The sequence below is a fragment of the Pontibacillus yanchengensis Y32 genome (genome assembly GCF_000770635.1).
Taxonomy (GTDB): domain Bacteria; phylum Bacillota; class Bacilli; order Bacillales; family BH030062; genus Pontibacillus; species Pontibacillus yanchengensis.
The window spans coordinates 175,937-200,336 of sequence record NZ_AVBF01000001.1; the positions used below are offsets into that span (position 1 = coordinate 175,937).

Annotated in this window: 21 protein-coding genes and 1 riboswitch; of the genes, 13 read left to right on the top strand and 8 right to left on the bottom strand. The window is 43.2% G+C overall.

Features of this window, described 5'->3' with window-relative positions; genetic code table 11:
* Positions 1 to 100 precede the first annotated feature (100 nt).
* From N782_RS00815 to N782_RS21220, 3 genes are read right to left on the bottom strand one after another with little or no spacing between them, the layout of a single operon-like run.
* Entirely contained in the window at positions 101 to 1,423 is a 1,323-nt protein-coding gene (locus N782_RS00815; RefSeq protein ID WP_036815261.1) for a GGDEF domain-containing protein, read from the bottom strand.
* A 24-nt stretch (positions 1,424 to 1,447) separates the two neighbouring features.
* Entirely contained in the window at positions 1,448 to 2,494 is a 1,047-nt protein-coding gene (locus N782_RS21215; RefSeq protein WP_036815263.1) for a dihydrodipicolinate synthase family protein, read from the bottom strand.
* Complete coding sequence (locus N782_RS21220) at positions 2,495 to 3,511, bottom strand: NAD-dependent epimerase/dehydratase family protein (RefSeq protein WP_036815266.1); 1,017 nt, start codon at positions 3,509 to 3,511, stop codon at positions 2,495 to 2,497.
* Between the two features lie 750 nt (positions 3,512 to 4,261).
* Here N782_RS21220 and N782_RS00830 point away from each other — a divergent pair.
* The 6 genes from N782_RS00830 (at position 4,262) to N782_RS00865 (ending at position 9,939) form a co-directional block, all read left to right on the top strand.
* The gene (locus N782_RS00830; RefSeq protein WP_036815267.1) at positions 4,262 to 5,305 is read left to right on the top strand and encodes a Gfo/Idh/MocA family protein; all 1,044 of its coding nucleotides are present in this window, start codon (positions 4,262 to 4,264) and stop codon (positions 5,303 to 5,305) included.
* A gap of 13 nt (positions 5,306 to 5,318) precedes the next feature.
* The gene (locus tag N782_RS00835; protein WP_237582225.1) at positions 5,319 to 6,371 is read left to right on the top strand and encodes a Gfo/Idh/MocA family protein; all 1,053 of its coding nucleotides are present in this window, start codon (positions 5,319 to 5,321) and stop codon (positions 6,369 to 6,371) included.
* Between the two features lie 475 nt (positions 6,372 to 6,846).
* Positions 6,847 to 7,674 (top strand): sugar phosphate isomerase/epimerase family protein, encoded by an 828-nt coding sequence (locus N782_RS00845; RefSeq protein WP_036815273.1) that lies wholly within the window; start codon positions 6,847 to 6,849, stop codon positions 7,672 to 7,674.
* A 73-nt stretch (positions 7,675 to 7,747) separates the two neighbouring features.
* Complete coding sequence (locus N782_RS00850; RefSeq protein WP_036815276.1) at positions 7,748 to 8,461, top strand: hypothetical protein; 714 nt, start codon at positions 7,748 to 7,750, stop codon at positions 8,459 to 8,461.
* 2 nt (positions 8,462 to 8,463) lie between these two features.
* On the top strand, positions 8,464 to 9,438 hold the full coding sequence (locus N782_RS00855) for a Gfo/Idh/MocA family protein (protein ID WP_036815278.1): 975 nt from the start codon (positions 8,464 to 8,466) through the stop codon (positions 9,436 to 9,438).
* A gap of 264 nt (positions 9,439 to 9,702) precedes the next feature.
* Positions 9,703 to 9,939: a hypothetical protein gene (locus N782_RS00865; protein ID WP_036815282.1), complete on the top strand. Its 237-nt coding sequence runs from the start codon at positions 9,703 to 9,705 to the stop codon at positions 9,937 to 9,939.
* A 92-nt stretch (positions 9,940 to 10,031) separates the two neighbouring features.
* On the opposite strand, the gene N782_RS00870 is transcribed toward N782_RS00865, so the two are convergent.
* Positions 10,032 to 10,274 (bottom strand): hypothetical protein, encoded by a 243-nt coding sequence (locus N782_RS00870; RefSeq protein WP_036815284.1) that lies wholly within the window; start codon positions 10,272 to 10,274, stop codon positions 10,032 to 10,034.
* A gap of 366 nt (positions 10,275 to 10,640) precedes the next feature.
* Here N782_RS00870 and N782_RS22045 point away from each other — a divergent pair, with 366 nt between their 5' ends.
* Complete coding sequence (locus N782_RS22045) at positions 10,641 to 10,766, top strand: hypothetical protein (protein ID WP_272913631.1); 126 nt, start codon at positions 10,641 to 10,643, stop codon at positions 10,764 to 10,766.
* Between the two features lie 101 nt (positions 10,767 to 10,867).
* Here N782_RS22045 and N782_RS20895 read toward each other — a convergent pair whose 3' ends face one another.
* Positions 10,868 to 12,898, bottom strand: coding sequence for a methyl-accepting chemotaxis protein (locus N782_RS20895; RefSeq protein ID WP_161783050.1), 2,031 nt, complete (start codon positions 12,896 to 12,898; stop codon positions 10,868 to 10,870).
* Between the two features lie 126 nt (positions 12,899 to 13,024).
* A riboswitch (cyclic di-GMP riboswitch) is annotated at positions 13,025 to 13,118 on the bottom strand.
* 623 nt (positions 13,119 to 13,741) lie between these two features.
* Between N782_RS20895 and N782_RS00880 the strand changes: the two genes are divergently transcribed.
* From N782_RS00880 to N782_RS00890, 3 genes are all read left to right on the top strand, one after another.
* Positions 13,742 to 13,972, top strand: coding sequence for a hypothetical protein (locus N782_RS00880; RefSeq protein WP_036815285.1), 231 nt, complete (start codon positions 13,742 to 13,744; stop codon positions 13,970 to 13,972).
* A gap of 210 nt (positions 13,973 to 14,182) precedes the next feature.
* Positions 14,183 to 16,975, top strand: a complete 2,793-nt coding sequence (locus N782_RS00885; RefSeq protein ID WP_036815289.1) for a bifunctional diguanylate cyclase/phosphodiesterase — start codon at positions 14,183 to 14,185, stop codon at positions 16,973 to 16,975.
* Positions 16,976 to 17,011: 36 nt separating this feature from the next.
* Positions 17,012 to 18,643 (top strand): thiamine pyrophosphate-binding protein, encoded by a 1,632-nt coding sequence (locus N782_RS00890; protein WP_036815291.1) that lies wholly within the window; start codon positions 17,012 to 17,014, stop codon positions 18,641 to 18,643.
* Positions 18,644 to 18,928: 285 nt separating this feature from the next.
* Here the strand turns inward: N782_RS00890 and N782_RS00895 are convergent, their stop codons facing one another.
* Together N782_RS00895 and N782_RS00900 are read right to left on the bottom strand one after the other, a co-directional pair.
* Positions 18,929 to 19,819: a manganese catalase family protein gene (locus N782_RS00895; RefSeq protein WP_036815294.1), complete on the bottom strand. Its 891-nt coding sequence runs from the start codon at positions 19,817 to 19,819 to the stop codon at positions 18,929 to 18,931.
* Between the two features lie 40 nt (positions 19,820 to 19,859).
* Positions 19,860 to 20,072: a YuzF family protein gene (locus N782_RS00900; RefSeq protein ID WP_036815296.1), complete on the bottom strand. Its 213-nt coding sequence runs from the start codon at positions 20,070 to 20,072 to the stop codon at positions 19,860 to 19,862.
* A 198-nt stretch (positions 20,073 to 20,270) separates the two neighbouring features.
* On the opposite strand from N782_RS00900, the gene N782_RS00905 reads away from it, so the two are divergent.
* On the top strand, positions 20,271 to 21,824 hold the full coding sequence (locus tag N782_RS00905; RefSeq protein ID WP_036815299.1) for a purple acid phosphatase family protein: 1,554 nt from the start codon (positions 20,271 to 20,273) through the stop codon (positions 21,822 to 21,824).
* A gap of 513 nt (positions 21,825 to 22,337) precedes the next feature.
* Here the strand turns inward: N782_RS00905 and N782_RS00915 are convergent.
* Complete coding sequence (locus tag N782_RS00915) at positions 22,338 to 22,844, bottom strand: GNAT family N-acetyltransferase (RefSeq protein WP_036815304.1); 507 nt, start codon at positions 22,842 to 22,844, stop codon at positions 22,338 to 22,340.
* Positions 22,845 to 23,827: 983 nt separating this feature from the next.
* Between N782_RS00915 and N782_RS00920 the strand changes: the two genes are divergently transcribed.
* Both N782_RS00920 and N782_RS20900 read left to right on the top strand, forming a co-directional pair.
* Positions 23,828 to 24,046: a hypothetical protein gene (locus N782_RS00920; RefSeq protein ID WP_237582237.1), complete on the top strand. Its 219-nt coding sequence runs from the start codon at positions 23,828 to 23,830 to the stop codon at positions 24,044 to 24,046.
* Between the two features lie 31 nt (positions 24,047 to 24,077).
* On the top strand, positions 24,078 to 24,266 hold the full coding sequence (locus N782_RS20900; protein WP_420805570.1) for a PspC domain-containing protein: 189 nt from the start codon (positions 24,078 to 24,080) through the stop codon (positions 24,264 to 24,266).
* The last annotated feature ends 134 nt before the right edge of the window (positions 24,267 to 24,400 follow it).

The following is a 24,400-nucleotide window of genomic DNA, read 5'->3' on the forward strand; positions in this document are numbered from 1 at the left end:
GTCCGTCATCCCGCACCAAAGTGGGGCGCGGGGACAGGTCCCTCATCCCACCACCAAAAATGGGACGAGGAACCTGTCCCCCCATCCCATTCCTCCTGTCTCACTGCATCACCAGCCTGAAGATCTGCCTTGGGCGGCCGCGGGAGGTGATTTTTTCTGTTCCGATTACTTCTATTAATTCAGCGTCCAGCCATTGGAGCATGATGCGGTGGGCGCTGCGGGTGGTGATGCCGAGTAAAGAGGCGAGTTCCTGGGCGGTGAATTGGTTGAGGTTTTTCCGGTGTATCAAAGCGAGCAGTTTCGTCATATAAGAAGGCGAGGTTCCCGCTTTCCTGGCGCTCTCCAGCAGCGATTGGTCTGTGACCGCGAGCTCATATGTGAGGGGAGGTCCCATTTCCACAGGCCCGATCACGCTTTTATCCTCCCGCACGATAAAGCACGTGCTCGCGCCGTATTCCTGAGCTTGCGCGAGCGCAACCCGTGCGTGATGACCTGCTTCTCGCGATGAAAATCCGAAGCCGACGCCAATGCTAAGCGATAGATCAAATTTCTTCTTCGTTTCCTCTAATAGTGGCATGTATTTGTACCCTTCCGTGACCCGCTCAAACACACCACGCGTCGTCACAAATAAATATTCCTCCCGATTTAATTCCGTCAAATACCCTTCCAATTGCTCAATATAATCAAGCAACACCCGGTGCAGCTGCAAATTCAAGCGCTGGATTCCTGTCTCCGAATGCTCTTTCGCGACTAACTTGTCGTATTCGTTGATCCGAACGATGCCGAATACGATTTGCGATTCTCGATTTTTTCGCGTATTAGTCGACAGCAAAGCCCGCTCAAGCGCCACCGCAATATCCTCATCCGTTGGCAGCACCCACTCCGCCACCACGCCTTCCGCTTGCAACGCTTCCGCCACCAGCTTCATGCCCGTTAACACACCCCCGGCCCGCCCGCTCGCGACCTGCTCCTTATGAAATCGGAGGATTTCTTCTTTTTGATCTAAGGAAGGTAGGTCTTGATATGGAAAAAAAGTAAACGCTTCGCCTAGCTCTTTGGCCGCAGTCTGGCAATTTGCTTCCTGCAAGGTATCGAGGGAGATGCCAGTAAGGGGTTCTGCTTTTTTAGCATTCAATCTATATAGGGCTCGGTATAGGCTGGAGCCTTTTAATGGGATATAATGTGCCGGAATATGGGCGGGGATTTCGTCTTTCGATACGATATAAGGAAGGTATCCAGAGTAAAAGAGGACTTCGACATTTTCCTCGTCCATTAGTTGTTTTGTAAAGATAGGAGCGTCATAAATATCACCAGAAACCCTATACTCCGCCTCGAAGTTCGGGAAGGAAGCCAGCACGGTTTTAATTTTTTCGACGATATCCTCCGGTCCAATCACGCCAATTCGAATCGTTACACTGGTCATCCTTCTCCAACCTCCTAGGTTCTGTTAGGTTTTCCAAACGGGCAAGCGCTCTGCCACAAACGTATCATCTGTTAAGTGAGGGTATTCTTGATAAATCCGGTCGATTTCCTCCGCTTGCCCAGGACTTAACACTTCATCAGGGGATAAGCACCAAGCTCCTTTTATCAACCCTTGGCGAGCCAGCACTTCATTAATGCCTGCGATACAACCTTTAAAGTTATGCTTGGCATCAAATAAGACAGCATTTGTATCGGTAACCTGTTGAGCAATGGTCAATAATTCAGGGCACATGGTTTGCTGCTGCCGTGCGAATTTTATTTGCTTAAACAGCTCCACGGCTTGTGTGGTCCAGACCGCCCAATGGCCAAGCAGTCCGCCGACGATCTCTTTTTCCACCAATTCGCCTTGTACCGGGAAGCGATACGTCGTAAGCAAATCGCTCACAATCGTGTCGTCATTACCCGTATATAAAGCTATGTCATTGCATCGCTCTGAATGACAAACGGCACGCGCGACATCAATCGTCTGATAGCGATTGAATGGTGCCATTTTAATAGCGTGGACGTTTGGAATGTCAGCAAACGCACGCCAAAAATCATAGGAAAGTACGCGGCCGCCAACGGAAGGCTGCAAATAAAAGCCAAAAACAGGAATCACGTCAGCAACAGCTTTGGTTCGTTGTATAAGTTCTTCTTCACTGAGTCGTTGTAATCCTCCCATGCTTAACAGGCCCAGATCATATCCTAGCCCTTTCGCCAATTTCGCTTCCTCAACAGCTTGTTCTGTCTCCCCACAAATGCCGGCAATCTTAATGAAAGGAGCGTTCCTTTTTCGCGCTATGATTTCTTCCATCGCTAAAGCTAGCACCTGTTCGTATAAACCATGTTCCCTTATTTCAAATTGAGTTGTATGAACCCCAACCGCAACACCACCAGCTCCAGCGTCCATGTAGTATCTCGTTAAGGCTCGCTGACCTTGCTCATCTAACGTCCGATCCTCGTTCAGAGCGAGGGGGTGGGCTGGAATAACCGTACCTTCATGCAGCGCTTTTTTGATATCAGCTTGTAGCATTTAATACGCACCCTTTCGTTCTTGAAAATGGGTCGGCTTGTTGATGGTTTCCCCGTCATTGATCACCCATGTAGCGGTCCATTCGATCATTTCTTGAAGCGATACGTGGGGATAGCCAAATAGACGGAACGCTTCTGCAGCATTGGACAGGAGTGCTGTATCTTGTTCTTCTCCTACAAAAACGGGCTCCTGCTGGAACAACTCGCCAAATTGCTCAGCCAAGCGTTTAATCGATACCGTTTCCGGACCTGTGATGTTCAGCATGCTTGGAGGTGTTTGGCAATGAAGCAGCGATTGGAGCGCCATTCGATTCGCGTCCCCTTGCCAAATCACGTTGGCGTGCCCCATGCTTAGGTCAATCGGCTCCTTTTGATTCACCTTCAGCGCGATTTCCAACAACACTCCGTAGCGCATATCAATCGCATAATTTAACCGGAACAGGAGCATCGGCGTATTATTTTTGTGGGAAAAATGGGTGAAGACACGCTCGCGTCCAAGACAGGACTGGGCATATTCGCCAACAGGCCCAACCGCATCGGTTTCTTTCGCGCCGCCCGCTCGAATCGGGGTAAGGGGATAGACATTCCCAGTTGAAAAAACGACAATACGGGAATTTGCAAATTTTTCTGCGACACGACCTGGTAAAAAGGCGTTCATCACCCAGGTGAAGTGCTCATTACCGGTTGTACCAAACTTGTTACCAGCCATATAGATGATATTTTTTACGTTCGGTAGGCTTTGAAGGTCGTCGTCTTGAAGCAAGTCAGCAGCGATCGTTTCAATCCCTGCGGCCTCCAATTCCTGCTGCAAACTTCCAGATGAAAAGCGGGACACCCCATACACCTTTTTGCCAAGACCACCTTGAACGACAGCATTTTGAGCAAGCTTGGCGAGACTAGGCCCCATCTTTCCACCTACCCCTAAAATCAGAATATCGCCATCGAGCTGAGCTAAGTCATCAATCAACGCTTTCGTAGGCGTTGCCATCGCGTTTTCCACCTCTTGAACCGTTAACATGTCAACCACTCCCCTAACCAATATATATGATGTAAAAAAATTCTGAAAAATATTCTATATGTAAAGTGTATGAACCTTCTTATTAAAAGACAAGTCTTTAAAATGTCTTTAAATAGCGGGAGTTTTTAGGGTATAAAAAAGGAAGAGTGATGCTAAAAAAATAATTTTATTTGTTCTATTATATCTTGTATAATTATGGATTAAATTCCCAATTTAAAGGCGGTTACTATGAATAACAAAACCAGACTTATTTTATTAATAGCTTTATATTTCTTAAAATGCATATTCGATTATATGTTCACAAACTCATTTAATTGGAGATGGAATATAGTAGAATCTGTAGTCGCATTTGCATTTATTATACTTTTTATCGAATTTGACCTAATTGAAAAAATGAAGAAGTGACTAATATACCAACCACCATGTAAGCTAAGCGGCTACACCATATCCCCCTCCTTTAACTGCTATCGTTTGCATTACCTCAAATTTTTAGATAAAACTTGTGCTTGCTTTTGTAAACCAAATTTTACTTCGTGTTGATGAGCTATCATATGTTCTGTAATTCGTGTTCTCTCATAACTTCCTTACACAACCAAACAACGTCCTTTAGGCAAAGAGCACATACGTCGCTACCCGAGCACTCCCGCTTTTCTTGTGTCCTTAATAAGAGTAAAAATCCTCGTCCTCCACTTCATGATTGAAATTGGTAATTCGCTTACATAAGCTTACTTATAAAGGAGGTGTGGCGGTATGAAAAAAATTGCCGTCATAGGAGTGGGGATGATGGCGGAGGTGGGGCATCTTCCTCACTATCAGTCTCATCCTGACACAGTAATCCAATGTATTGTCGATCAGCAGGAAGAACGAGCGAAGGCGATGGCTGAGCGGTTTCAGGTGCCAGCTTTTTATAAAGATGTAGAGGCCATGCTTGCGAATGAGGATATTGACGGTGCGAGCATTTGCACCCCAAATAGCACGCACTTGCCAATTGCTCGGAAGTTGCTAGAAAACGGGATTCATATACTTATTGAAAAACCAATTGGCACAGATGTAGCAGAAGCAAGAAATGTGGTTGAGCTGGCCCTACAAAAAAATCTCGTATGCATGGTAGGTATGACGCAACGTTTTCGTACAGAAGCGAAGATACTGAAGCGGATCATTGAGCAAGGTCGACTTGGCTCCATTTATCATGTGCGTGCTCAATACTTGCGTCGCCGCGGCACTCCACAGGGGTGGTTTACGAATGAAGCACTGGCGGGAGGGGGGACGATGATGGATATTGGTGTCCATGCCCTCGACCTTGCCTGGTGGCTAGTTGGCACCCCTACGGTAAAAAGTGTGACCGGGAGTTTGAAGAGTGGCATTGGCGATTATGAAACGCTTTTTTTAAAAGGTGGTTGGGATTCTGCGGTCGCAGGTCCAGACAAAGCCATGTCTGTTGAGGATTTTGGCAGTGGGTATTTTCGCTTTGAGGGCGGTCTAACCTTAAACGTTGAAGCAAGTTGGGCAATCAATGGGCAGGAAACGGATGGCTTGTGCATAGACATATATGGTAAGGAAGGTGGTGCGTCCATGCAGCCTCTATGTATCTATCATGAACTGGATGGTATTTATGTAGAGTCGAAGCCTGTTTTCTCCAAAAATGATGTCTTGCAAGAGGAAATCTATCATTTTATTGACTGTATGCTTCATGGAAAAGCACCAGTAAGTAGTGGTCTGGAAGGGGTAAAAGTGCTAGAGATGCTAGAAGGCTTAGCACATTCTAGTCAGGGTGATGCAGAATATACATTTTAACAGGAGGGTCAGGATGAATGTTGGTGTAATTGGTGCCGGAAGCATTTCAGAGCTTCATCTAAAAGGGTATGATCGATTGAAAGAAGTACGGATTCTAGCTATTTGCGATACGAATTTGGAACGCGCACGTGAAAAAGCCTCCCAATTTGGTGCGGAATATGTATTTGAGGATTACAACGAACTGTTAGCGTTAGATATGATCGACGCCGTGAGTATTTGCACATGGAACAATTCCCACGCAGAGATTGCAATTGCTGCGTTGAAGGCTGGGAAGGATGTGCTCGTAGAAAAGCCGCTATGCATGAGTGTTGCTGAGGCGCGGGCGATGGAAGCAGCTGTTCATGAGTCAGGTCAGATGCTGCAGGTGGGATTTGTAAGGAGGCATGGGACGAACGCGAAGGTGCTAAAAACGTTTATCGATAACGGCGAGCTTGGCGAGATTTATTATGCAAAAGCGACGTGTACCAGGCGCATCGGCAATCCTGGTGGCTGGTTTGCGGATAAGGAGCGGTCTGGTGGAGGTCCGCTTATTGATCTCGGTGTTCATATGATTGATCTATGCTGGTATCTAATGGGCAAACCAAAGCTCACTTCCGTCGTTGGACACACGTATCACAAGCTAGGTAACCGCAGCAACATTGAACACCTTTCCTTTTATAAAGCAGCTGATTATGACCCAGACGTGAATACAGTAGAGGATATGGCCAACGCGCTCCTTCATTTTGAAAATGGTGCGTCGATGCTGGTCGATGTCAGCTTTAGTCTTCATCAAAAAGAAAATGAAGTGTCCGCTTGCTTGTATGGTGATAAAGGCGGCGCGGAGGTCGAGCCTGAGCTCGGTATTTTTACGGAAAAATACAATACTATTTTGAATGCCACTCCCCAAATCGATAGCCTAACCTTTGATTTTGAAAATGGATTTAACAGTGAAATCGAACACTTCATCAAAAGCTGTAAACGGGAAGAAGAGCCCATCAGTCCGATCGAGGATGGAGTGGAGATGATGAAGATGCTGACGGGTATTTATGAGTCCGCTCGGTTGGAGCGGGAAGTTCGTTTTGATTAGAAGTGAAATGCCTGATGTTCTAGTAAGTTGCAGCAAAACTTATAATAACGCCTAATGTTAAGGCCAAACAAGCTACTGCATTCGTTTTATCATTGTTTTGCAAAAAGATATAACTGTTATTAACCTGAACGATAAAAAAGATAATAATTGTCAGTAAAATGTTAAAGTCCCAAAAAAGTATTTGACTAAGCAAAAGGATTGCTCCAGCTATATTAATTAGTGTGGGAATGAATTTTTTGAATTCCATAAAGTATTTCGTCCCTTTTAAAGTTGTTTTTATTTTTTATAAACACCTTAAATATATCATTTCTGAAAATGAACATTAAATAGTGCCGGTGTTAAGAAAGTGAAGGTATGGTTAAGAAACTAATGGACATGAAAGATTTCAAGGATGATCTATACAGTATTTGGTAATATTTTAACGAAGCCGCCACATAGCTCATGTGCACCACCAAATAAAAAGGGGGACACCAATATGAAAACAAGCGTAAGCATGTATAGTCTTGATCAATATGTTCGGGAGCATCACTGGGATGTGTTTGATTTTATTCAATTTGCGAAGAGTATCGGCTGTGATGGTGTAGAGCTATTGGATATGTATTGGTGTGAAGCAGCGGATATAGCCAGGGTGGTTGGCTACTTGGAACGAGAGAATATGCCTGTGGCAGCGTACGATACATCCAATGATTTCGTACAAGTGACGGCAGAGGAGCGGAAACAACAAGTTGCGAAGGTGAAGCGAGATATTGATATCGCGGCTCATTTGGATACAAAAGTTGTCCGTATTTTTTGTGGAGATCAGAAAAAATGCATCCATTATAGCCAGGGACTTCAATGGATTCAGGAGTGTATGCAGGAGTGCGTTGATTATGCCGAGAAAAGAGGTATACAACTGGCTATTGAAAATCATGGTTTTTTTGCAGGAAGGAGTCATCAGGTTCATCAGATGATTTCCGACATCAACTCCCCTTATCTCGGGTGCACGTATGATACAGGAAATTTTCTATTAGTCGATGAGTCTCCGATTTCAGCACTGGAAGTATTAAAACATCACGTCAAACATGTTCATTTTAAGGATTTTCTGAAGGTACCTGACGATTTTCAAGGGAATACCATCAAGGGTGTATCGGGAACAAAATGGGTAGGTGCTATTGCGGGGCAGGGGGAAGTGGATTTGCAACGGATTATTCATGTATTAAAGCAGGTTGGGTACACAGGTTGGTATTCTATTGAATATGAGGGCTTGGATGACTCTAAGGAATCTGTGAAAAAATCGATGTCTAAGCTAATGGCACTTGTATAAGGTTGCCCCAAAAATCGTATCAAATCCTCTAAAAGGGGCACGCTAGTCCACAGAAATCATTGGAGGGATAAGCATGAACATTTTGGAGATTGGGGATCAAGAGGTGATATCTGCAGGGCAACTGCAGGAGGCTGCGAGAGACGAGGTGGCCATTCAATGTAGCTTGCAAAAAGCTGTCATGATTGTGCGAGAGCATTTATCAGTGAGTGAAACGAACGTAACCTTTCTACTCACTGACAGTTGGACAGCTAGACCGGAATGTCATCACGTTACAGAACTCCTAATTACAGAAAAAATCGGCACAGCTAAGATGGGTAGAATCATGGAACGAATCAATCCCATTGAGCAAAAAATCGGGGCACACTCAGACATTTTCTATGCATTCATGAGACAGCTTTCCTTTTCCATGAGCTGCTTTGGGCATATTAAGCGAGTACAAGGCATGCGAACAGAGCGCGATGAGGAGGGCTTCGACCACATTTTATCAACAATCCGGTTCGAAAACGGAGCGATGGCTCAGGTCGAAATTAGCAGTACCAAAGGGCTGAAGCCTGTGTATGAGATAGATATTTCCGGAACTGAGGGCAATGTTCATTACCGGAATGAACCTACTACTTCCTTCAAAATCGAGATGGAGAATGACCAAGCCTTCCAAGTAGAACCTTTGGAAGGTAGTAGGGAAACAGCGGATTTGCAACGGATTACCTTTATGGAGCTTTTCCAATTGATGAAAATGACAGAGCAAGCATTTCAATCGGCGACAACTGGACTTTCCCAGGAGGTGTGAATGTGAAAGTAGGGATTCTTAGTATTGCCCACATGCACGCGTTTAGCTATGCGAAGTGTCTTTTGAAAATGAACGACGTCGAATTGGTCGGTATTTTTGATGATAATGAGAAACGCGGAAAAGAAGGGAGCGAACAGCTAGGCGTAAGCTATTATAATTCATTGGATACATTCCTTTCGACGGACCTAGACGCTGTCATTGTTTGTAGTGAAAATAGCAAGCATAAATCGTTTGTGATCGAGGCTGCACGGGCTGGGAAGCATATTTTGTGTGAAAAGCCACTTGCTACGTTGAAAAAAGATGCGCTTGAGATGATAGATGTGTGCAGGGAAGAAGGCGTCAAGCTACAGACTGCTTTCCCTGTACGCTATAACGAGTCTATGGTAAAGGCAAAGCGGGCGGTAGAGCGCGGTGAGATAGGTGATATTTTATCGATGAGAGGTACGAACCGGGGAAAAAATCCTGGTGGCTGGTTTGTGGAAGAAAATCAATCAGGCGGTGGAGCGGTGCTCGATCACACGGTGCACATCATTGATATTATGAGATGGTTGTTAGAGGATGAGGTAGAGGAAGTGTACGCGGAAGTAGATACGTTTTTTGCAAACGATGCAATTGATGATGCAGGGTTAATGACTCTCAAATTCCGAAACGGCGTGCTAGCCTCCCATGACCCAAGCTGGTCACGAAGCGACGCCTACCCAGCGTGGGGCGATGCTACAATCGAAATCATCGGAACAAAAGGAAGGATTTATGCTGACGCTTTCGCTGAGCATCTGCATGTGTATTCCAACGAAACTGGCTACTCGCAACCATTCGTAGGAGCGGATATGGATCATAGATTAGTAGAGGATTTCTTACGCACTGTGAGAGAAAATAAACCCACGTCGATTACAGGCGAAGACGGCATGCACGCCATGGACGTCGCCCTCGCCGCCTACCGCTCAGCGAAGCAGCATCAGGCTGTGAAGGTGAAGTAAGCTTTAGCGTATCGGGGGGCGATACGCAGGTTTCGGAGGATGGTCCATGCATAACGGGAGTGAACCCATGCATATCGGAGGTAGACTCACGCATATCGGGGGGCGATACGCGGATACCGGGAGTGAACCCACTCATATCGGGAGGCGACTCACGCATATCGGGGAGCGGATCCACGCATATCGCGTAGCAACACACACCTATCCTCCCGAAACAGCCAGGTTATATAACGATTCACATCAAATTCATAAAATAGGAGGAAGAAGTTGGCTAGTTATGAAGAGACTCTGAAATATGATGGGGTCCACCTTATCATTGGTATATTGATTTTTAGTATATTCCAGCAATCTTTCGAACCGTTTTTGTTGCTATATGTATTGTTAGCTCTTTTGTTCTTGGAAAAGTGGGCGATGAAGAGAGTAATAAAAGGAGTTGCTATAGTAGCTTTAATATTATTTATGCCTGAGGGAGTTCGATGGCTGAAGGATGTTTTTATTTGGTAATCTGGCTAAAGGTTATGAATATCTTCTCCTATTAAGTAAAGAAATAATCGTACCCTGTATAAAAGAATAAAGTGATTGTGTTTTTTCTTTTTTTATACAAACAGTCCTATAGTCATCAGCGTGAATATTAACAGGGAAGTACCAATAGAGAAATAACCTTCTATTTTTCGACCATCCTTAACACTACTAATTCCTGATAAGACGAATATAGTTGAGAGCAAGAAACCCATTAGTTCCATATTGTTTTCTGCAAATTCATCGTTATTCAAAGCGTAGATAGATACACTAAGCGTGACTATCCCCAATACTGGCATTATTATTCGAATTATACTCACAGTCCATTCTCCTTTTCTTGCCACGTCCAGCTCCAGCGCCCAGCGACTAGTATGCTTCCCTCGCCTCCGTACGATAAGTTAACATCGAATCACTTCGTTCTTCGTGTTGCCTTTATTAACTTAAAGGAAGTTCGATTAAGAACGCTACATCACGTAGCAACATCGAACCAACCTACGTCGTGTAGGCCGCAGCATATACGTCGCTTATCGGGCGCTTGCGCTTTTGTTCCTCGTAAGATAGGAATTTACTAATAATGCCAATCCTAACACACAAAATCACTTACCTGTATGTTTTCATTTAGAAATAAATGGGTATTGTCTTTACTAGAATGAACGAACTAAAGATGATACTGGAGGCATACAGTCATGGAAGAACAACAAATGAAAGAAATCCTTGAAGAAGTCATCGAATCAAACGAAGGCGAAGAGCATGCATCTGTTCAAACAGTTGTTGATACATTAATTGATCGCTTACAAACCAAAGAAGTATAATTGCCAGGATGCTGGGAATTAGCATCCTATACATATAAAAGAGGTGCCTGACCCCCGCCGCAGTACTGCGTTAAAGCGATGGGGGTCAGGCACCTTTTGTTTTACACTTTATACTTTTCCACTTGATCCTGCAGGTCCTGGGCTAATTCTGCTAAGTCTCTAATGCTAGAGGAGACTTCTTCCATGGAGCTGCTGGATTGCTGGGCTGAGGCGGCGGCTTGTTCGACGCCGGCTGCTGATTCTTCTGATACGGCTGCGATTTCTTCAATGGATTGGTTCATTTTTGTGCTGTTATCGGAGATTTCGTTAAGATTACCAGAAATCGTATGGATGCGTTGAACCATTTCCGACACAGATTGATTGATTTGGTTAAAGGATTCGCCTGTTGCTTGGATTTGTTTAGAACCTTCATCCACTTCTTTGTAGCCATCCTGAAGGGAGTTCGCGACGACATTGGATTCTGTTTGGATATTTTGAACGATAGTCGTTATGTCTCCAACAGAGGACGACACCTGTTCTGCTAGTTTACGAACTTCATCTGCTACAACCGCAAAGCCTTTTCCATGTTCGCCAGCTCGTGCTGCTTCAATAGCCGCGTTCAAGGATAGAAGATTCGTTTGCTCAGCGATATCCCGAATCACTTCAACGAGCTTGGTGATTTCTTGCGACTGTTTGTCCAATCCTTGGACTTTTTCCGCTGCTTCTTTAACGATAGTATCGATGGTCATCATTTGCTCGACAGATCGATTCATCATTTCGCTGCCTTCCTCGGTCATCGAAAGCACTTCCTCTGAAGCGTTAGCGACCTCGATGCCACCTTGATGAGCATGTTGAATTTTTGTCGTGAAGTCTTCCATCATTTCAGATAATTCAGAAGAGCTATTCGCCTGGGATTCAGCACCTGAGGAAAGCTCGGTCATCGTTGATGCGATTTGCAAGCTACCTTCTCGTACCTCATTGGCAGACTGGGTGAGTTCCTCGCTTTGACTCGAAACAGATAGCGCTGCTCCACCTACATTTTGAATGAGGGAACGCAAGCTTTCTTTCATTTCGTCCACGGATCTTGAAAGTTGGCTTATTTCGTTATGTCCTTGTTGTGCCAATGTAACTTGTAGGTTGCCTTCTTCTACTTCCTTCATCTTTTCCTGTAAGTTCTTAATCGGCTTTGTAAGTCTTCTTGTGATGAGGGTGGAAGCAAGAATGGATAGAAGAATAACCGCTCCTAAGCTAATGCCAATTGGAATCAAAATAGGTGTTGCTTTAGCTGCAAATTCTGACTTGTACACGGAACCAATAATAATAAGGTCAGAACGCTCATTCACAGCATACCCCATAGCTTTTTCTTCGCCTTCTAGCTCATAATCAACAATTCCGTTCGTTTGATTTTGAGCGATTAAATCCTGATAGTAATCAGCATCTGAAACGTTCTTTCCTATATAGGATTCATCTGGATGAGATAAAAACACACCACTTTTATCCAAAATGGCTGCGTACCCTGTATCGCCTATCTTAATGTTATTAATAGTAGAAACTAAGGATTCAAGATTAATATCGACTGATACGACTCCCTGAAGCTCTCCGCTCTGCATGACCGTTTGCGCCGCGCTAATTAGTAACTCTCCAGACCCTTCCGTGCGATATGGTTCCGTCCAAATGACTTCTCCTTGGTTTTCCACTGCTGCTTTATACCATGGTCGTTCCCTTGGGTCAAAATCGGAAGACAGATTAACGGAGGAGGACATGACAATATCCCCGTTGTCTTCTTGCCCGTAATAAATATTCGTAATCGAGTCGTTCATACTATCCATATCTACAAAATTGAGTAGCATTTCTTCTTTAAAATGTTCAAAGTTTTGTAGTTTACGATCATTGGCTAGATTCTGTACCACTTGCTCTTGCGTTTTAAAGTATGAATCAAATGAGTGATTTAAGCTCTTCATCTGTTGTTCCACGTTGCTGACTAGTTCATCGGTAGTTTGCGATACACTAAATGTGTAGCTGACACCAGCGATGATCAAGCCTCCAACCATAATTAAAATTAAAAAAGGGAGTAGGATTTGTCGCTGAATCGTCTTATTAAAAAAGCTCCCTGGTGTTCTGCTGGATCGATTCTTTTCTGCTTTCTTCTTCATTTCGTTGATTCCCCCTGTTAGTAAAAGGTGTCCTTTTAACATCATCATGTTGAAAATGATACATCTCGATATAAAACCTGATTACAGAAAAAATTCACCGAAGAACGGTGAATAACTAGTACCATTTTCGGAGGCTTGGCAACCTTAGTATGGAGTAACTCGATACGGTAGGTCCAAAGCTTTGCGTCCTTATCTTTCGATAAGTTTGCCATTCTCGTAAAAATTTATGATGTTTTGGAATCATGTTTAGATTCTTATAGTTGGACGTCTTATTATTTTATATATCGGCAAAAATAACTAGTTTTTAATGGTAAGAAAAAGTTTTTTACACTCTTTAGAAATGTTTCTAATGACCTAGCCTTGTTCAAGATAAGAAGCATAATGTGGAAGACCTGTATTCAAGATATTGTAGAGTTTCAGACGTTGCTCTGAGGCGACTTTCTTTAGAATAGGAGATCGTTGTTTTGTCGACGACCTATAGATCCTTCCCCAAGGTCCGTCGTGTGTCCGCATATGCTGGTGTGCCTTTGTGAGCAAGTTTTCGAAATTAGGAGCGACTTTCTTAAAATAGGAGCGACATATGAAAATCAGGAGCGACTTCCACCATAATCGGAGCGACTTTTTCAAAACAGGAGCGACTGCGATTTTGACGACGTGCAGCGCCCTGGTGGAGTTGTTCGATGTCCACATCGAAATGGAACCATCCGTTCCGGTGATAAAAATTTCATAATATTTTCTTACCTTGTTCTCAGAATAAGCAAAACGTTATATGATAGAAGTTGGAATCCATCATACACGAAATGCATACATAGTCGACGCTGATATTCAAAGGAGTTTTACATAATGGCAGTGGTGTTGAATGTGATCTTTTTTCTAAGTACGTTAGCATTTACAAAGCAAATGAAAGGTTCTGTGGCACGAAAAGTGTTTTACGGGATTGGGCTTGTCATGAGTGTTGTGGGAATCATTGTATTAACAGTAATGTCAGGTTGGGTTGCTTATACGGCTGGAATGATTTCAGCGGGGATAAGTTTATTAGGTGTGCTCGGTTTGTTGTATATGATGACGAAATAGGAAAAAGGTTTCAAGCCAGGTCTGTGTACGACCTGGTTTTTTCTTCTGCTAAAGAATCCATAAACACACAAGACCTAATTTATGACAAATACCAATGACTTATGACTTAATTTAAAGGTTTTTGTAGGGTTTCCCTCGTATTCTGTCGAATTATATTTATTTAGTTAACCCTACGTCTTAATACGAATTGCATCTTTTAGGGGGGTACATATGTCTAATGAACATTCTAGGTATTCACGTCTAGCAAACTTAACAAAAATGATAAACACCAAATTAGAATTACGTGAAGTGCTTCAGCATGTCGTCACAGCTATATCAGAGGAGATTGTTTCCTGTGATTCCGTTGGCATTTATTTGCCGGAGGGAGATGGGACGTATCGAGGCTATGTCGGAAAGCCTGAAGTCCTTAATGGGATGACGCTTGATATGCATGTAGTTGATCCAGAAGAAGATCCCCTTGCCAAAGAGGTTATAAATACGCAGAAATCGGTTTATATTGCTGACACAGCAAGGGATAATCGACCAGATCAAAATGCTGTGAACGCATTTGAGATAAAGTCTTTATTAGTGACGCCAATTTCTTATGCTGATGAACTGTATGGCCTTGTGTTTTTGTTTGATTATGGTATTCCAATGGATTTAACAGACACAGAGATTCAAACAGTAGAAGCGTATGTAAACATGGCAGCGGTAGCAATTCGGAATGCGGAAACGTTAACTCGTAAGGAAAAGCTGCTATCAGATAAGCAACTTTTGTTAGATGTCACAAGAGAGCTGTCCTTATCCTCTACCATTCAAGAAGTATTAGATAAATGCTTCCATTATGTTGGACAAATTTTGGAAAATCCGAATATTGGGGCTCATCTTTTAGACCCAATTGCCGATAAAAAAATTAAGCCCGCTAAATTGAGTCATCATAGTGACTGGACGGAAAAAGATTGGAAGGAAACGCATCAGAAAGTCCAAGTTGATTTTAGCAATGATCAAGTTTTCCAAGAAGTAATCCAATCGAAGAAACCGGTGTACATTAGTGATGTGACACAGGATTCCCGTCCTAGTCAAGAGGCTTGTAAAGAATTTGGGATTAAAGGGGTCCTGATGATGCCCCTACGATCGATGGGTTCTGTGCTAGGGACGATTGCAGTCGTGAATTTAAACCAAGTCGGTCGTATTTATCAAGATTCCGACCTTCAATTAGCTCAGTCGATTGTCGACACGACCGCTTCTGTACTAGCAAACCTTTTGTATATGGAAAAGCAAGAGGAAATCATCGAAGAGCGAACGTCAGAATTGCAATGTAAGAATGAGGAGTTAAGTGAGGTTGTCCACGAACTGCAGCGATTGAGTCGGGAAAATGAAATGATTTTAAATTCCGCTGGGGAAGGGATTTTTGGGCTAGATAACGAAGGGACTATCACGTTCTGTAATCCAGCAGCCTCTCAATTGTTAGGCTATGAGCGAAAAGAGGAATTGATTGGCCAACATTACGCGCAAATTTTTTACCGTTTCCCTGAAAAAGCGAGTGCTGAGGACAATGATATTGAAAAAATTGCCTCGATGGAACATTTCGGATCGGATGAGAAGTTTTTCAGGCAAGATGGCTCTGAGTTTCCAGTCGAATATATTGTCGCTCCGATTCGTGGTGAGGGGGAAGAAGGAGGCTTTGTGGTCACCTTTAAGGACATTACCTTCCGAAAGCAAATGGAGGAAAAAGTGAAATATCATGCGTATTATGATAGTGTCACCAACCTTCCGAACCGGGTGCTTCTAAAGGATCGTCTCGAACAAGCGATTAATTATGCTCAGTTACATGAGGAGCAGCTTGCTGTCTTATTCCTTGATTTGGACCGCTTTAAAAACATCAATGACACATTTGGCCATAGCTATGGAGATTTATTATTGGAGCAAGTCGCTAATCGTTTGGAAGATAGTGTTCGAAAAGTGGATACCGTTTCTCGCCAAGGTGGGGATGAATTTACGATTATCCTGCCTAATATTCAGTACCATGAAGAAATTGAAAGCATTTCAGAACGGATTTTGCATTCATTTGCGAGGCCATTTGATTTGAATGGGATGGAAGTGTTTGCTTCTACAAGTATTGGAATTAGCGTGTACCCTCATGATAGTGAAGATCCTGAGGTATTGATAAAAAATGCCGATACGGCAATGTACAAGTCGAAGGAATTGTCCGGAAATAAATATCAATTTTATACGAAAGACATGGACTTTAATACGATGGAAAACGTCAAAATTGAAAATGCCCTATACAAAGCATTGAGTAAAGATGAATTTCGTATTTTTTATCAGCCTCAAATGGAAGCCCATACCCATCGAGTGGTTGGCGTAGAGGCGCTTATTCGTTGGGAGCATCCGACAATGGGCATGATTTCACCTGGAGAATTTATTCCGATCGCTGAAGAGACAGGACTCATTATTCCAATTGGAGAATGGGTGTTGCAAAACGCTTGCCACCAAATTAAGGAGTGGGAGTCTCGGGGGTATGATGGTATATCGGTATCTGTAAATCTATCGGCGCGACAATTCAAGCAACGCAATCTTGTGTCTGTTGTGAAGGGGGCGCTTAAGGATACTGGTGTGGATCCAAGGCATCTAGAGCTCGAACTGACGGAGAACATTATTATTCAAAATACCGATGAAACCATCAAGACGATGAAGGAATTGAAGGAGTTAGGTATCCAAATCTCCATTGATGATTTCGGAACGGGGTATTCCTCGCTCGGATATTTGAAGAACTTCCCGATTAGCACGCTTAAAATTGATAAATCCTTTGTCGCGGATGTATTGGAGAATTCCAATAATGAAGCGATTACCCATACGATTATTACGCTAGCTCATAATCTTGACTTGAAGGTAATTGCAGAAGGGGTAGAAACGAAAGAACAGCTGGATTTCCTTACGTCAAAAGACTGTGATTTTCTGCAAGGATACTATTTTAGTAAGCCAATTCCTGCTGATGAATTTGAGAAGAAGTACTTTGAATAGCAAGTTGAGTAACATCTACTAAGGGGGAGTTTAATCATGAAAGCAGCTAGAGCTGTTTTGGATTATTTGAAAAAAGGTGGCGTGGAGTACATATTCGGTATTCCCGCTGGCTCTGTTAATGCGATGTTTGATCAGTTGTATGAAATACCGGAAATCACGCCAATTATTACGAAGCATGAAGGTGCAGCGTCGTATATGGCTTGTTCCTATGCAAAGTATTCCAATTCGCTAAGCGTATGTATTGGAAGTAGTGGTCCAGGGGGGACGAACCTTGTTTCTGGAGCTGCCAATGCGATGCGCGAGCATTTACCGGTGTTATTTTTCACAGGAGCAGTACCTGTTCCAACGATGGGCTTGAATGCATCACAGGAATTAGACGCTCAACCTGTCTATGATTCGATTACAAAATATAGTGTAACCGTACAAAAAGCGGAAGACCTTTTAGATGAAGTAGTGAAGGCTGTGGAAATTGCGCTTAGCGGCGTTCCAGGCCCTGTTCACGTAGCGCTTCCTATCGACGTTCAGCTTGAACAAGTTACCGATCAACTTATCCCAGCTTTTCCACAAAAAGAAGACACAATTCCGTCTGAGGATACGATGAAGCATGCAGCGCAGCAATTAATCGAGAAAGAAACAGGCTATCTTTTTGTTGGTCAAGGAATTCGCGGTGCTTCCGAGCAAGTGATCGAACTGGCGGAGCTGCTGGATTGGCCGATCATTACGACACCTCAAGCGAAAGGATACATACCAGACGACCATCCGCTATTTGCAGGAATCTTCGGCTTTGCAGGTCACGAATATGCTTCCCAGCTAATCAATGACGGGGAAGGGAAGACGTTGTTTGTGATTGGGTCAAGCTTAGGCGAAACAGCAACCAATAACTACAATACCAATCTAGCAAAAGATCGATACGTCATTCAGATGGATTTTGACGAGAGTGTTTTCAATCGAAAATATGAAGTGGATCTACCACTAAAGAGTGACATCGAACCTGGTCTCCGCATGTTGAATAATCAACTAGCATCGATGGGGCTTTCTCGCACAACGTACGAGCCTAACCGTTCGCTTGAAACTCCTACAGAAGAGTACAATACGCAAAATGTTCTTCATGCCCTACAGCAAATTCTGCCTGTATCGAATCGCTACACAATCGATATTGGGGAATTCATGGCGTATGTGGTCCACCATATGGATGTGTTTGAGCCGAATACGTTTGATATCAATGTACACTTTGGTGCGATGGGAAGTGCCATCGGTGGAGCAATCGGTTCCCACCTCGCTGAACCAGAGCGTCCAGTAACATGTATTACGGGAGATGGCTGCTTCTTCATGCACGGAATGGAAATGCTGACAGCGAAGGAATACAACATGAACGTGTTGTTTGTCGTGTTGAACAATGCTCGCCTTGGCATGGTGTACCATGGCCATACGCTACAATATAAACGCTCCCATGAACGCCTGGAACAAGACCCTGTCGACATTGCCGCTATGGCAAAAGCAGCAGGCGTCCCAAGCACACGCGTCGAAGACCTACACGAGCTCACACCAGAACTCGTCAATGACTTACGCAACCAAGACGGCCCAGCCGTACTTGAAATCTCCCTGGTGGACTCCAATATTCCACCAATGGGCGATCGAGTGAAATTCTTATCTTCCTTTGGAAAATAAAAATATAAGCGAAAAAAGATGATCCATGCGGGTCATCTTTTTTTGTGCCTTTTCTGAAGGTGCCCTCCCTGAAGGTGCCAGACCCCCGCCGCGTTAATGCGATAAAGTGCTATGTGTTTTTGTTCTTTATCCTTAAAGGTATCATTAAAAGTGCCATTAAAAGTGCCAGACCCCCGTTGCGGTAGTGCGGTAAAGGATTCTCCTTCGACCTTATCGCCACGTATGAAGTATTCTAAACGGCTGAAAGAAAAACTCCCACAAAAGTGTGAGAGTTATGTAGTGCTGTTATAGATTTTCCATTAACTTTTTAGCTATTCTTCGATAGTCGTCGGCATCGATTCCGGGGGCGAATTGTTCTGGGAGGTCATCTAGATCAGGGACAGGGGCTCCTTTTGGAGAGCCGTAGACTACTTCTAACGGTTGGCCTGACTCTGGATTTGTGCCTTTCCAAATTTGGTTAATATCACGGTAATCCTTATCACTGAACGTATATAAAATGTTGTTTAGTCCTTGTTCCTCGTATTTTTTGGCGTAATCGAACTTGGAGTTATCGAGATTTGGAACTGGGAGCATTTTCGACACATCAACACCTGTTACAATTTCAATCGCTTTCGCATAAGCCAACACGTGAACGCCGCCGCGAACGAGTAAGTAGCCAATCATTTCACGAGCAGTAGGGTGATCAGTCATTTCATATACGCGCATTTTATGCGTTCTAGCGCCAAGCTCTAGGAAGAAGTTGTGCAATAAGTCGAGCACAAGGTTCCCACTGTTGAACACGTTATCTCCAGTCCACGCTTTACCCATGGAATCACCGACGAGCGCAGTTTGGGCAGTTGATATGAATTGGTACGTATTTCGTGCATCGAGTCCGTTTTGAAGAGGTGTGATATCTGGGGCTCCTGGGAATGTCACATCTCTCGTCAGAAGATTGATGGAAGTTGTGACGAGTTCCACATGGCCCATTTCTTCTGCTGTGATACTAGCAACTAAGTCATAAAATGGCTTTAGCTTCTTTTTGCCTCGAAAATTAAACGACTGAAACATGTAATTGTTTAACGTCGACATTTCGCCAAACTTCCCACCAAGCAGTTCCTGTACAGCTGCTGCTGCATTTTTGTCGCCAACTTCAGGGATTGGCAGTTCTACTAGTATTCGATTTTCTCGTTTAAACACGAGCATCCCTCCTTATTTGGTTAATAGGAAAACGTTACGTTCAAGCAGAAGGGAACACCCAAACGATTTGTTGGGTACGAATGAAAAAAGGCGTATCATTCATCTCCACCACCACGTGATCTGGCAGCACGTTGGTTAGCTTCCCTCTAATTGAACCTTGCGTCGTCTGGACGGTCACCTCGCTCCCCATAACGGACTGAAGCGTCTGGTACACATAAGGATCATAAAAACTTTGCAGCATATTTGAATTCATGGATGGTTCCCCCTTTGGATGATCTTTTCCATATATATGTATGGACAGGGGAAATCATTTGTGTGGACGAGCTAATTTTAGGACAAAATTTCAAGGCAAAACGCAACTAGGTCAATTTTCCTTAATTTTGGTAAGTTCATATTCTATTAATGTTTATTTGATAGAGTGGAAGTATCCATACAACATAGGGGGAGCATAATGAAGCGATTTTTTGTAATACTGATGGCAATGGTAATGATGGCGGGGACTTTTTCTACCTATCAGGACGTACAAGCTGCGGAAGGGTCTCTCGGGAGTAACGTTCCAGAACATCTGACGCTAACGTGGACCGATAGCCCGGAGACGACGCAAAATTTCACATGGCGTACATCCACAGATGTGACGGCAACTAGCGTACAAATCATGAAAACATCAAACTATGAAGGAAGCTTTGCTACTAGCGAAATGGTAGAGGTGACAGGTGATAGTTTTACCTTTGATTCGGATGAAGGAGCGATGCAGGTGCATGAGGCGAAGGCAACTGCATTAGAACCAGGTACATCCTATACATATCGTGTTGGAAATGGGCAACAAGGCAATTGGAGTGAAGCGGCTTCGTTTACGACGGAAGCTGCTGGAGACAGGCCGTTCACGTTCTTATTCACTACGGATACACAATCTGCAGCCTCTACAAATATGACGTGGGGCTACGGTATTTGGGGCGATATTTTTGATAAAGCTCTAACGCAGTATCCAAATGCTAGATTCATGTTGTTGTCCGGCGACGTCGTCGATCGAGGCGATGAGCAGATTCACTGGGAAAATTGGTTCAAAGCGGCACAGGAAGAGCTGCCGACGATTAATATGGTACCGACGATGGGCAACCATGACGTGTACGGCACTGGCGAGAAAAATTTCGCCGCTCAGTTCCAGCTGCCTGAAAACGGCCCTGAAGGAGAAAAGGAATTCGCCTATTCCTTTGACTACAGCAACGTTCATATTGCGGTCCTCAATTCAGAAGGGGATTTGCAAAAGCAAGCGGAATGGCTGAAGCAAGATATGGCTGCCTCAGATAAGCAGTGGAAAATCGTTTCGTTCCACCGTTCGCCGTATCACAGCCACCCAGACCGTGCCAGTTTAGATGTGCGCAATGCATGGACGCCCGTTTTTGACGAAGCTGGGGTGGACCTTGTGTTGAGCGGCCACGATCATGCCTACATGCGCTCCTATCCTCTTTATGACGGGGAAAAAGTGAACCAAAACAAAGGCACGACGTACATTATTGGCGGCAGCGCTGGACCGAAGTTTTATGAGATGGAGGACCAGCCTTGGATGAAAGTGAAATTCGATAAGGACAAGCAAATCTATTCTGGCGTGACAGTAGATGGGAACGAACTTCAATTCAACGTAACCGCAAACGACGGGGAAACGGTAGACGGGTTTACGATGGTAAAAGAAGATCCGTTTTCTGGTAGAAACTTCACCGAATGGGGCGAAAACCTTGCAACGTCAGAAAAGATGAAAACATGGTCCATTTCCCTAAATACGAACATAGAAGAATCTGCACTAAAAGCGGACCACGTCCAGGTGAAAAACAGCAATGGACAACAGGTGGACGTTCGCCTTGCTGTTGAAAATGACGATACGCTAACTGTAACGCCTGAAGAAGCGTATGAACCAGGCACCTATTATATGATGATTGATCAGAATGTACCGAATGCGACAGGTAAGGCATTGAAGAACAATATCCGTGCAGAGTTTCAGGTGGAGTAGAGACTTCGCAATTTAGATAGTAAGAAAAAGCTCAGATTACAATCTGAGCTTTTTTGACGCGATATTTTATTTAGTCTTTTCCGGTACGAGGGCGGCCTTGCTTCACAAGAAATTTATGTTCTCATGTTTTTTCCATTTTGTATAGTTGTACAGGATGTCTATTACAAAAACGAGTAAGAAGTTCGTTGCATACATGGGGAGCTCATTTCTTGTTAAATCCTCACCCCAATAATGAAGTGGAAATATTAAGAATAAAAATAGCATCACCCACAAGGAACGAATCAACTTTCCTCTATGCGTTAATCTATAGTAACTTAGCACAAATCCCTTATCCTTCTTTTCTACATTCTTATACAATGTCGAAAATATTGGATGCATAATAAGAAAAACGATGATTGGACCTATAAAGTACTGAAGAATACCCAAGCTAACCACTCCATATATAAAAAATGTAATAAAAGCACTAAGTCCCAGGAATGGAAATCATAAATATCTACTAGATACTTCTAACCTTCATATAGCAAAATCTTCAAGGCTATTCCATTGGTAGATCAATAGTGATAACGCAGCACCTGCAATCTTTATTTTCTCTTTCTTGAAAAGTTTGGCACCGTAATACTCATAGAAGAAGCGCGTTTTGTTATCATCTAATACTTCCACAAACACTTTAGTACAATGTAACGCTTTAAATTGCTGGAACAACTGTTTCATTAACTTACCACCAATCCCCATACCCTGATATTCTTCCAGAATGTAAATAGAGGTTAAGTCGCCAGCACTATTATTCTCTCTTTTTCCACAATCCGCAAATCCAATTATCTCTCCATTATCATTCTCTGCAACAAAAACAAAGTTATTGTCCTTAGAGATGTTCTTTTTCCATAATCCTGTTCGTTGTTCATAAGATAGATTCATTAAATACTCATGAGGAATGATGTGTTTATAAGTCGTTCTCCAGCTGTCCACATGCACTCTGGCAAACCCCTCTGTATCTTCATTTACAGCCCTTCTAACATGCATTTAATCCCACCTTTTGTAGACGATTGGATTGAAAAGGTACATTAGACATAATCATATGTGCTTTTCAATTATTTAAAAATTTCCATTTTATGACTTAAGTGCTTCGAGTGTATCATATCTTTCATTTTATGGAAATGCACCGCCACTTCTGCAATTACGAAAAAGCTTCTTTTATAAAAAAGGCTATGTTAAAGTTTGGTGTTTATTTTGGAATCAACTAATCTAAATAGTTTTATTCCAGATAAGAAGCATAATCTGGAATAAGGAGTTTTGGTGCTGAGTGGTTGATTCGGTGGGAATTCACTCGCTTTCCGCGGACAATCGGTGAAGCCTCCTCGTTCGGCTTCGCCTCTCTGCGGGGTCTTCACTCGATCGTTTTTCCGCAGGAGTCTCGCAAATTCCCACCGAATCAACGCCATGCTTTGGAGTTCTTATCAAGGAAGGTATTTGCTTCATTACTTGGATTAAGGGGAAAAGTTTCAACACTATTGATTCATATATTCAAGGTGGTAAAACACGCTTAAATCCCTTTGATATCAAGGGGGCTAAGACGATAATTAGATTGACTAATCTGTTACATCATAACATTCAACCTAGCACTAACTACGATGGATCCGTTATCCTACATACCGATGGGCGGAGGGAAATGGTGAGACTCCTGCGGAATAAGGGACAATGCGAGACCCCACAGAGAGGCGAAGCCGAACGAGGAGGCTCGCATGTTCCTCCGCTGAAAGCGAACCATTTCACCGCAGCCCCTTCCTCACAAACGTAACGGGTCCAGCCTCACCAGTTATTCAACATTATGGTGCTAAATATGGAGAAACATAAAATGATTTCATTATTATATCAACAACAAACTTTAACACAGCCATAAAAAAAGGAAATTATTACATAATGAAGAATCTATCTCTGAGGGTGTTTGTGGTGGGCAGTAACAGTAATGGTAGAAGTGGAGGTGCTCGCCAATGTTTTTCAAAGATATGAGCAAGAGCCAATTGCAAAATTGGAGAAAAGGTATGATAGTTGGCTTCTATGCATACATGTTTTTACTGCTGATTAATATATTTAGTGATTTATCTGTGGGAAGCGAGCCATTGTCCTCCATTGTGATTTTCTGGAGTGGGTTTGGTGTGGCGTTAGTCGTGGAGTTTGTCTTGAATCGAAAAGAGAAAAAGGTAGACGAAACACATACAAGTTGATTGAAAAACTAGATTATAGGGTGGAATTGCCATGAAGTTAAGAAAATCCTCTAGAGATAAGTCTATATACGGTGTTTGTGGCGGTATTGCAGAGTATTTCGGTATATCATCATTTGGCATTCGACTCCTGTTTATTTTTCTACCTGGGAATCTATTGATCTATATTATTCTTGTTAATACAATGTCTGATCCCCCACCTTCCATAAAAAATCATAGTTGAGGAAAAGAAATGAGCAGTTCCGGTATGGAATATGCTCTTTTTTTGTGCAAAAAAAAATTCATAGGCACCTAACATGTCATTTAATGGCAAAAAATGTAGTCCTGCTAGTCTGTTAGTCATAAATGAAGCAGGAA

Excerpts from the sequence above, each read along its gene's own strand:
- N782_RS00815 (WP_036815261.1), bottom strand. The coding sequence starts at position 1,423 with ATGACCAGTGTAACGATTCGAATTGGCGTGATTGGACCGGAGGATATC.
- N782_RS21215 (WP_036815263.1), bottom strand. The coding sequence starts at position 2,494 with ATGCTACAAGCTGATATCAAAAAAGCGCTGCATGAAGGTACGGTTATT.
- N782_RS21220 (WP_036815266.1), bottom strand. The coding sequence starts at position 3,511 with ATGTTAACGGTTCAAGAGGTGGAAAACGCGATGGCAACGCCTACGAAA.
- N782_RS00830 (WP_036815267.1), top strand. The coding sequence starts at position 4,262 with ATGAAAAAAATTGCCGTCATAGGAGTGGGGATGATGGCGGAGGTGGGG.
- N782_RS00835 (WP_237582225.1), top strand. The coding sequence starts at position 5,319 with ATGAATGTTGGTGTAATTGGTGCCGGAAGCATTTCAGAGCTTCATCTA.
- N782_RS00845 (WP_036815273.1), top strand. The coding sequence starts at position 6,847 with ATGAAAACAAGCGTAAGCATGTATAGTCTTGATCAATATGTTCGGGAG.
- N782_RS00850 (WP_036815276.1), top strand. The coding sequence starts at position 7,748 with ATGAACATTTTGGAGATTGGGGATCAAGAGGTGATATCTGCAGGGCAA.
- N782_RS22045 (WP_272913631.1), top strand. The coding sequence starts at position 10,641 with ATGGAAGAACAACAAATGAAAGAAATCCTTGAAGAAGTCATCGAATCA.
- N782_RS20895 (WP_161783050.1), bottom strand. The coding sequence starts at position 12,898 with ATGAAGAAGAAAGCAGAAAAGAATCGATCCAGCAGAACACCAGGGAGC.
- N782_RS00880 (WP_036815285.1), top strand. The coding sequence starts at position 13,742 with ATGGCAGTGGTGTTGAATGTGATCTTTTTTCTAAGTACGTTAGCATTT.
- N782_RS00885 (WP_036815289.1), top strand. The coding sequence starts at position 14,183 with ATGTCTAATGAACATTCTAGGTATTCACGTCTAGCAAACTTAACAAAA.
- N782_RS00890 (WP_036815291.1), top strand. The coding sequence starts at position 17,012 with ATGAAAGCAGCTAGAGCTGTTTTGGATTATTTGAAAAAAGGTGGCGTG.
- N782_RS00900 (WP_036815296.1), bottom strand. The coding sequence starts at position 20,072 with ATGAATTCAAATATGCTGCAAAGTTTTTATGATCCTTATGTGTACCAG.
- N782_RS00905 (WP_036815299.1), top strand. The coding sequence starts at position 20,271 with ATGAAGCGATTTTTTGTAATACTGATGGCAATGGTAATGATGGCGGGG.
- N782_RS00915 (WP_036815304.1), bottom strand. The coding sequence starts at position 22,844 with ATGCATGTTAGAAGGGCTGTAAATGAAGATACAGAGGGGTTTGCCAGA.
- N782_RS00920 (WP_237582237.1), top strand. The coding sequence starts at position 23,828 with ATGAGCAAGAGCCAATTGCAAAATTGGAGAAAAGGTATGATAGTTGGC.
- N782_RS20900 (WP_420805570.1), top strand. The coding sequence starts at position 24,078 with ATGAAGTTAAGAAAATCCTCTAGAGATAAGTCTATATACGGTGTTTGT.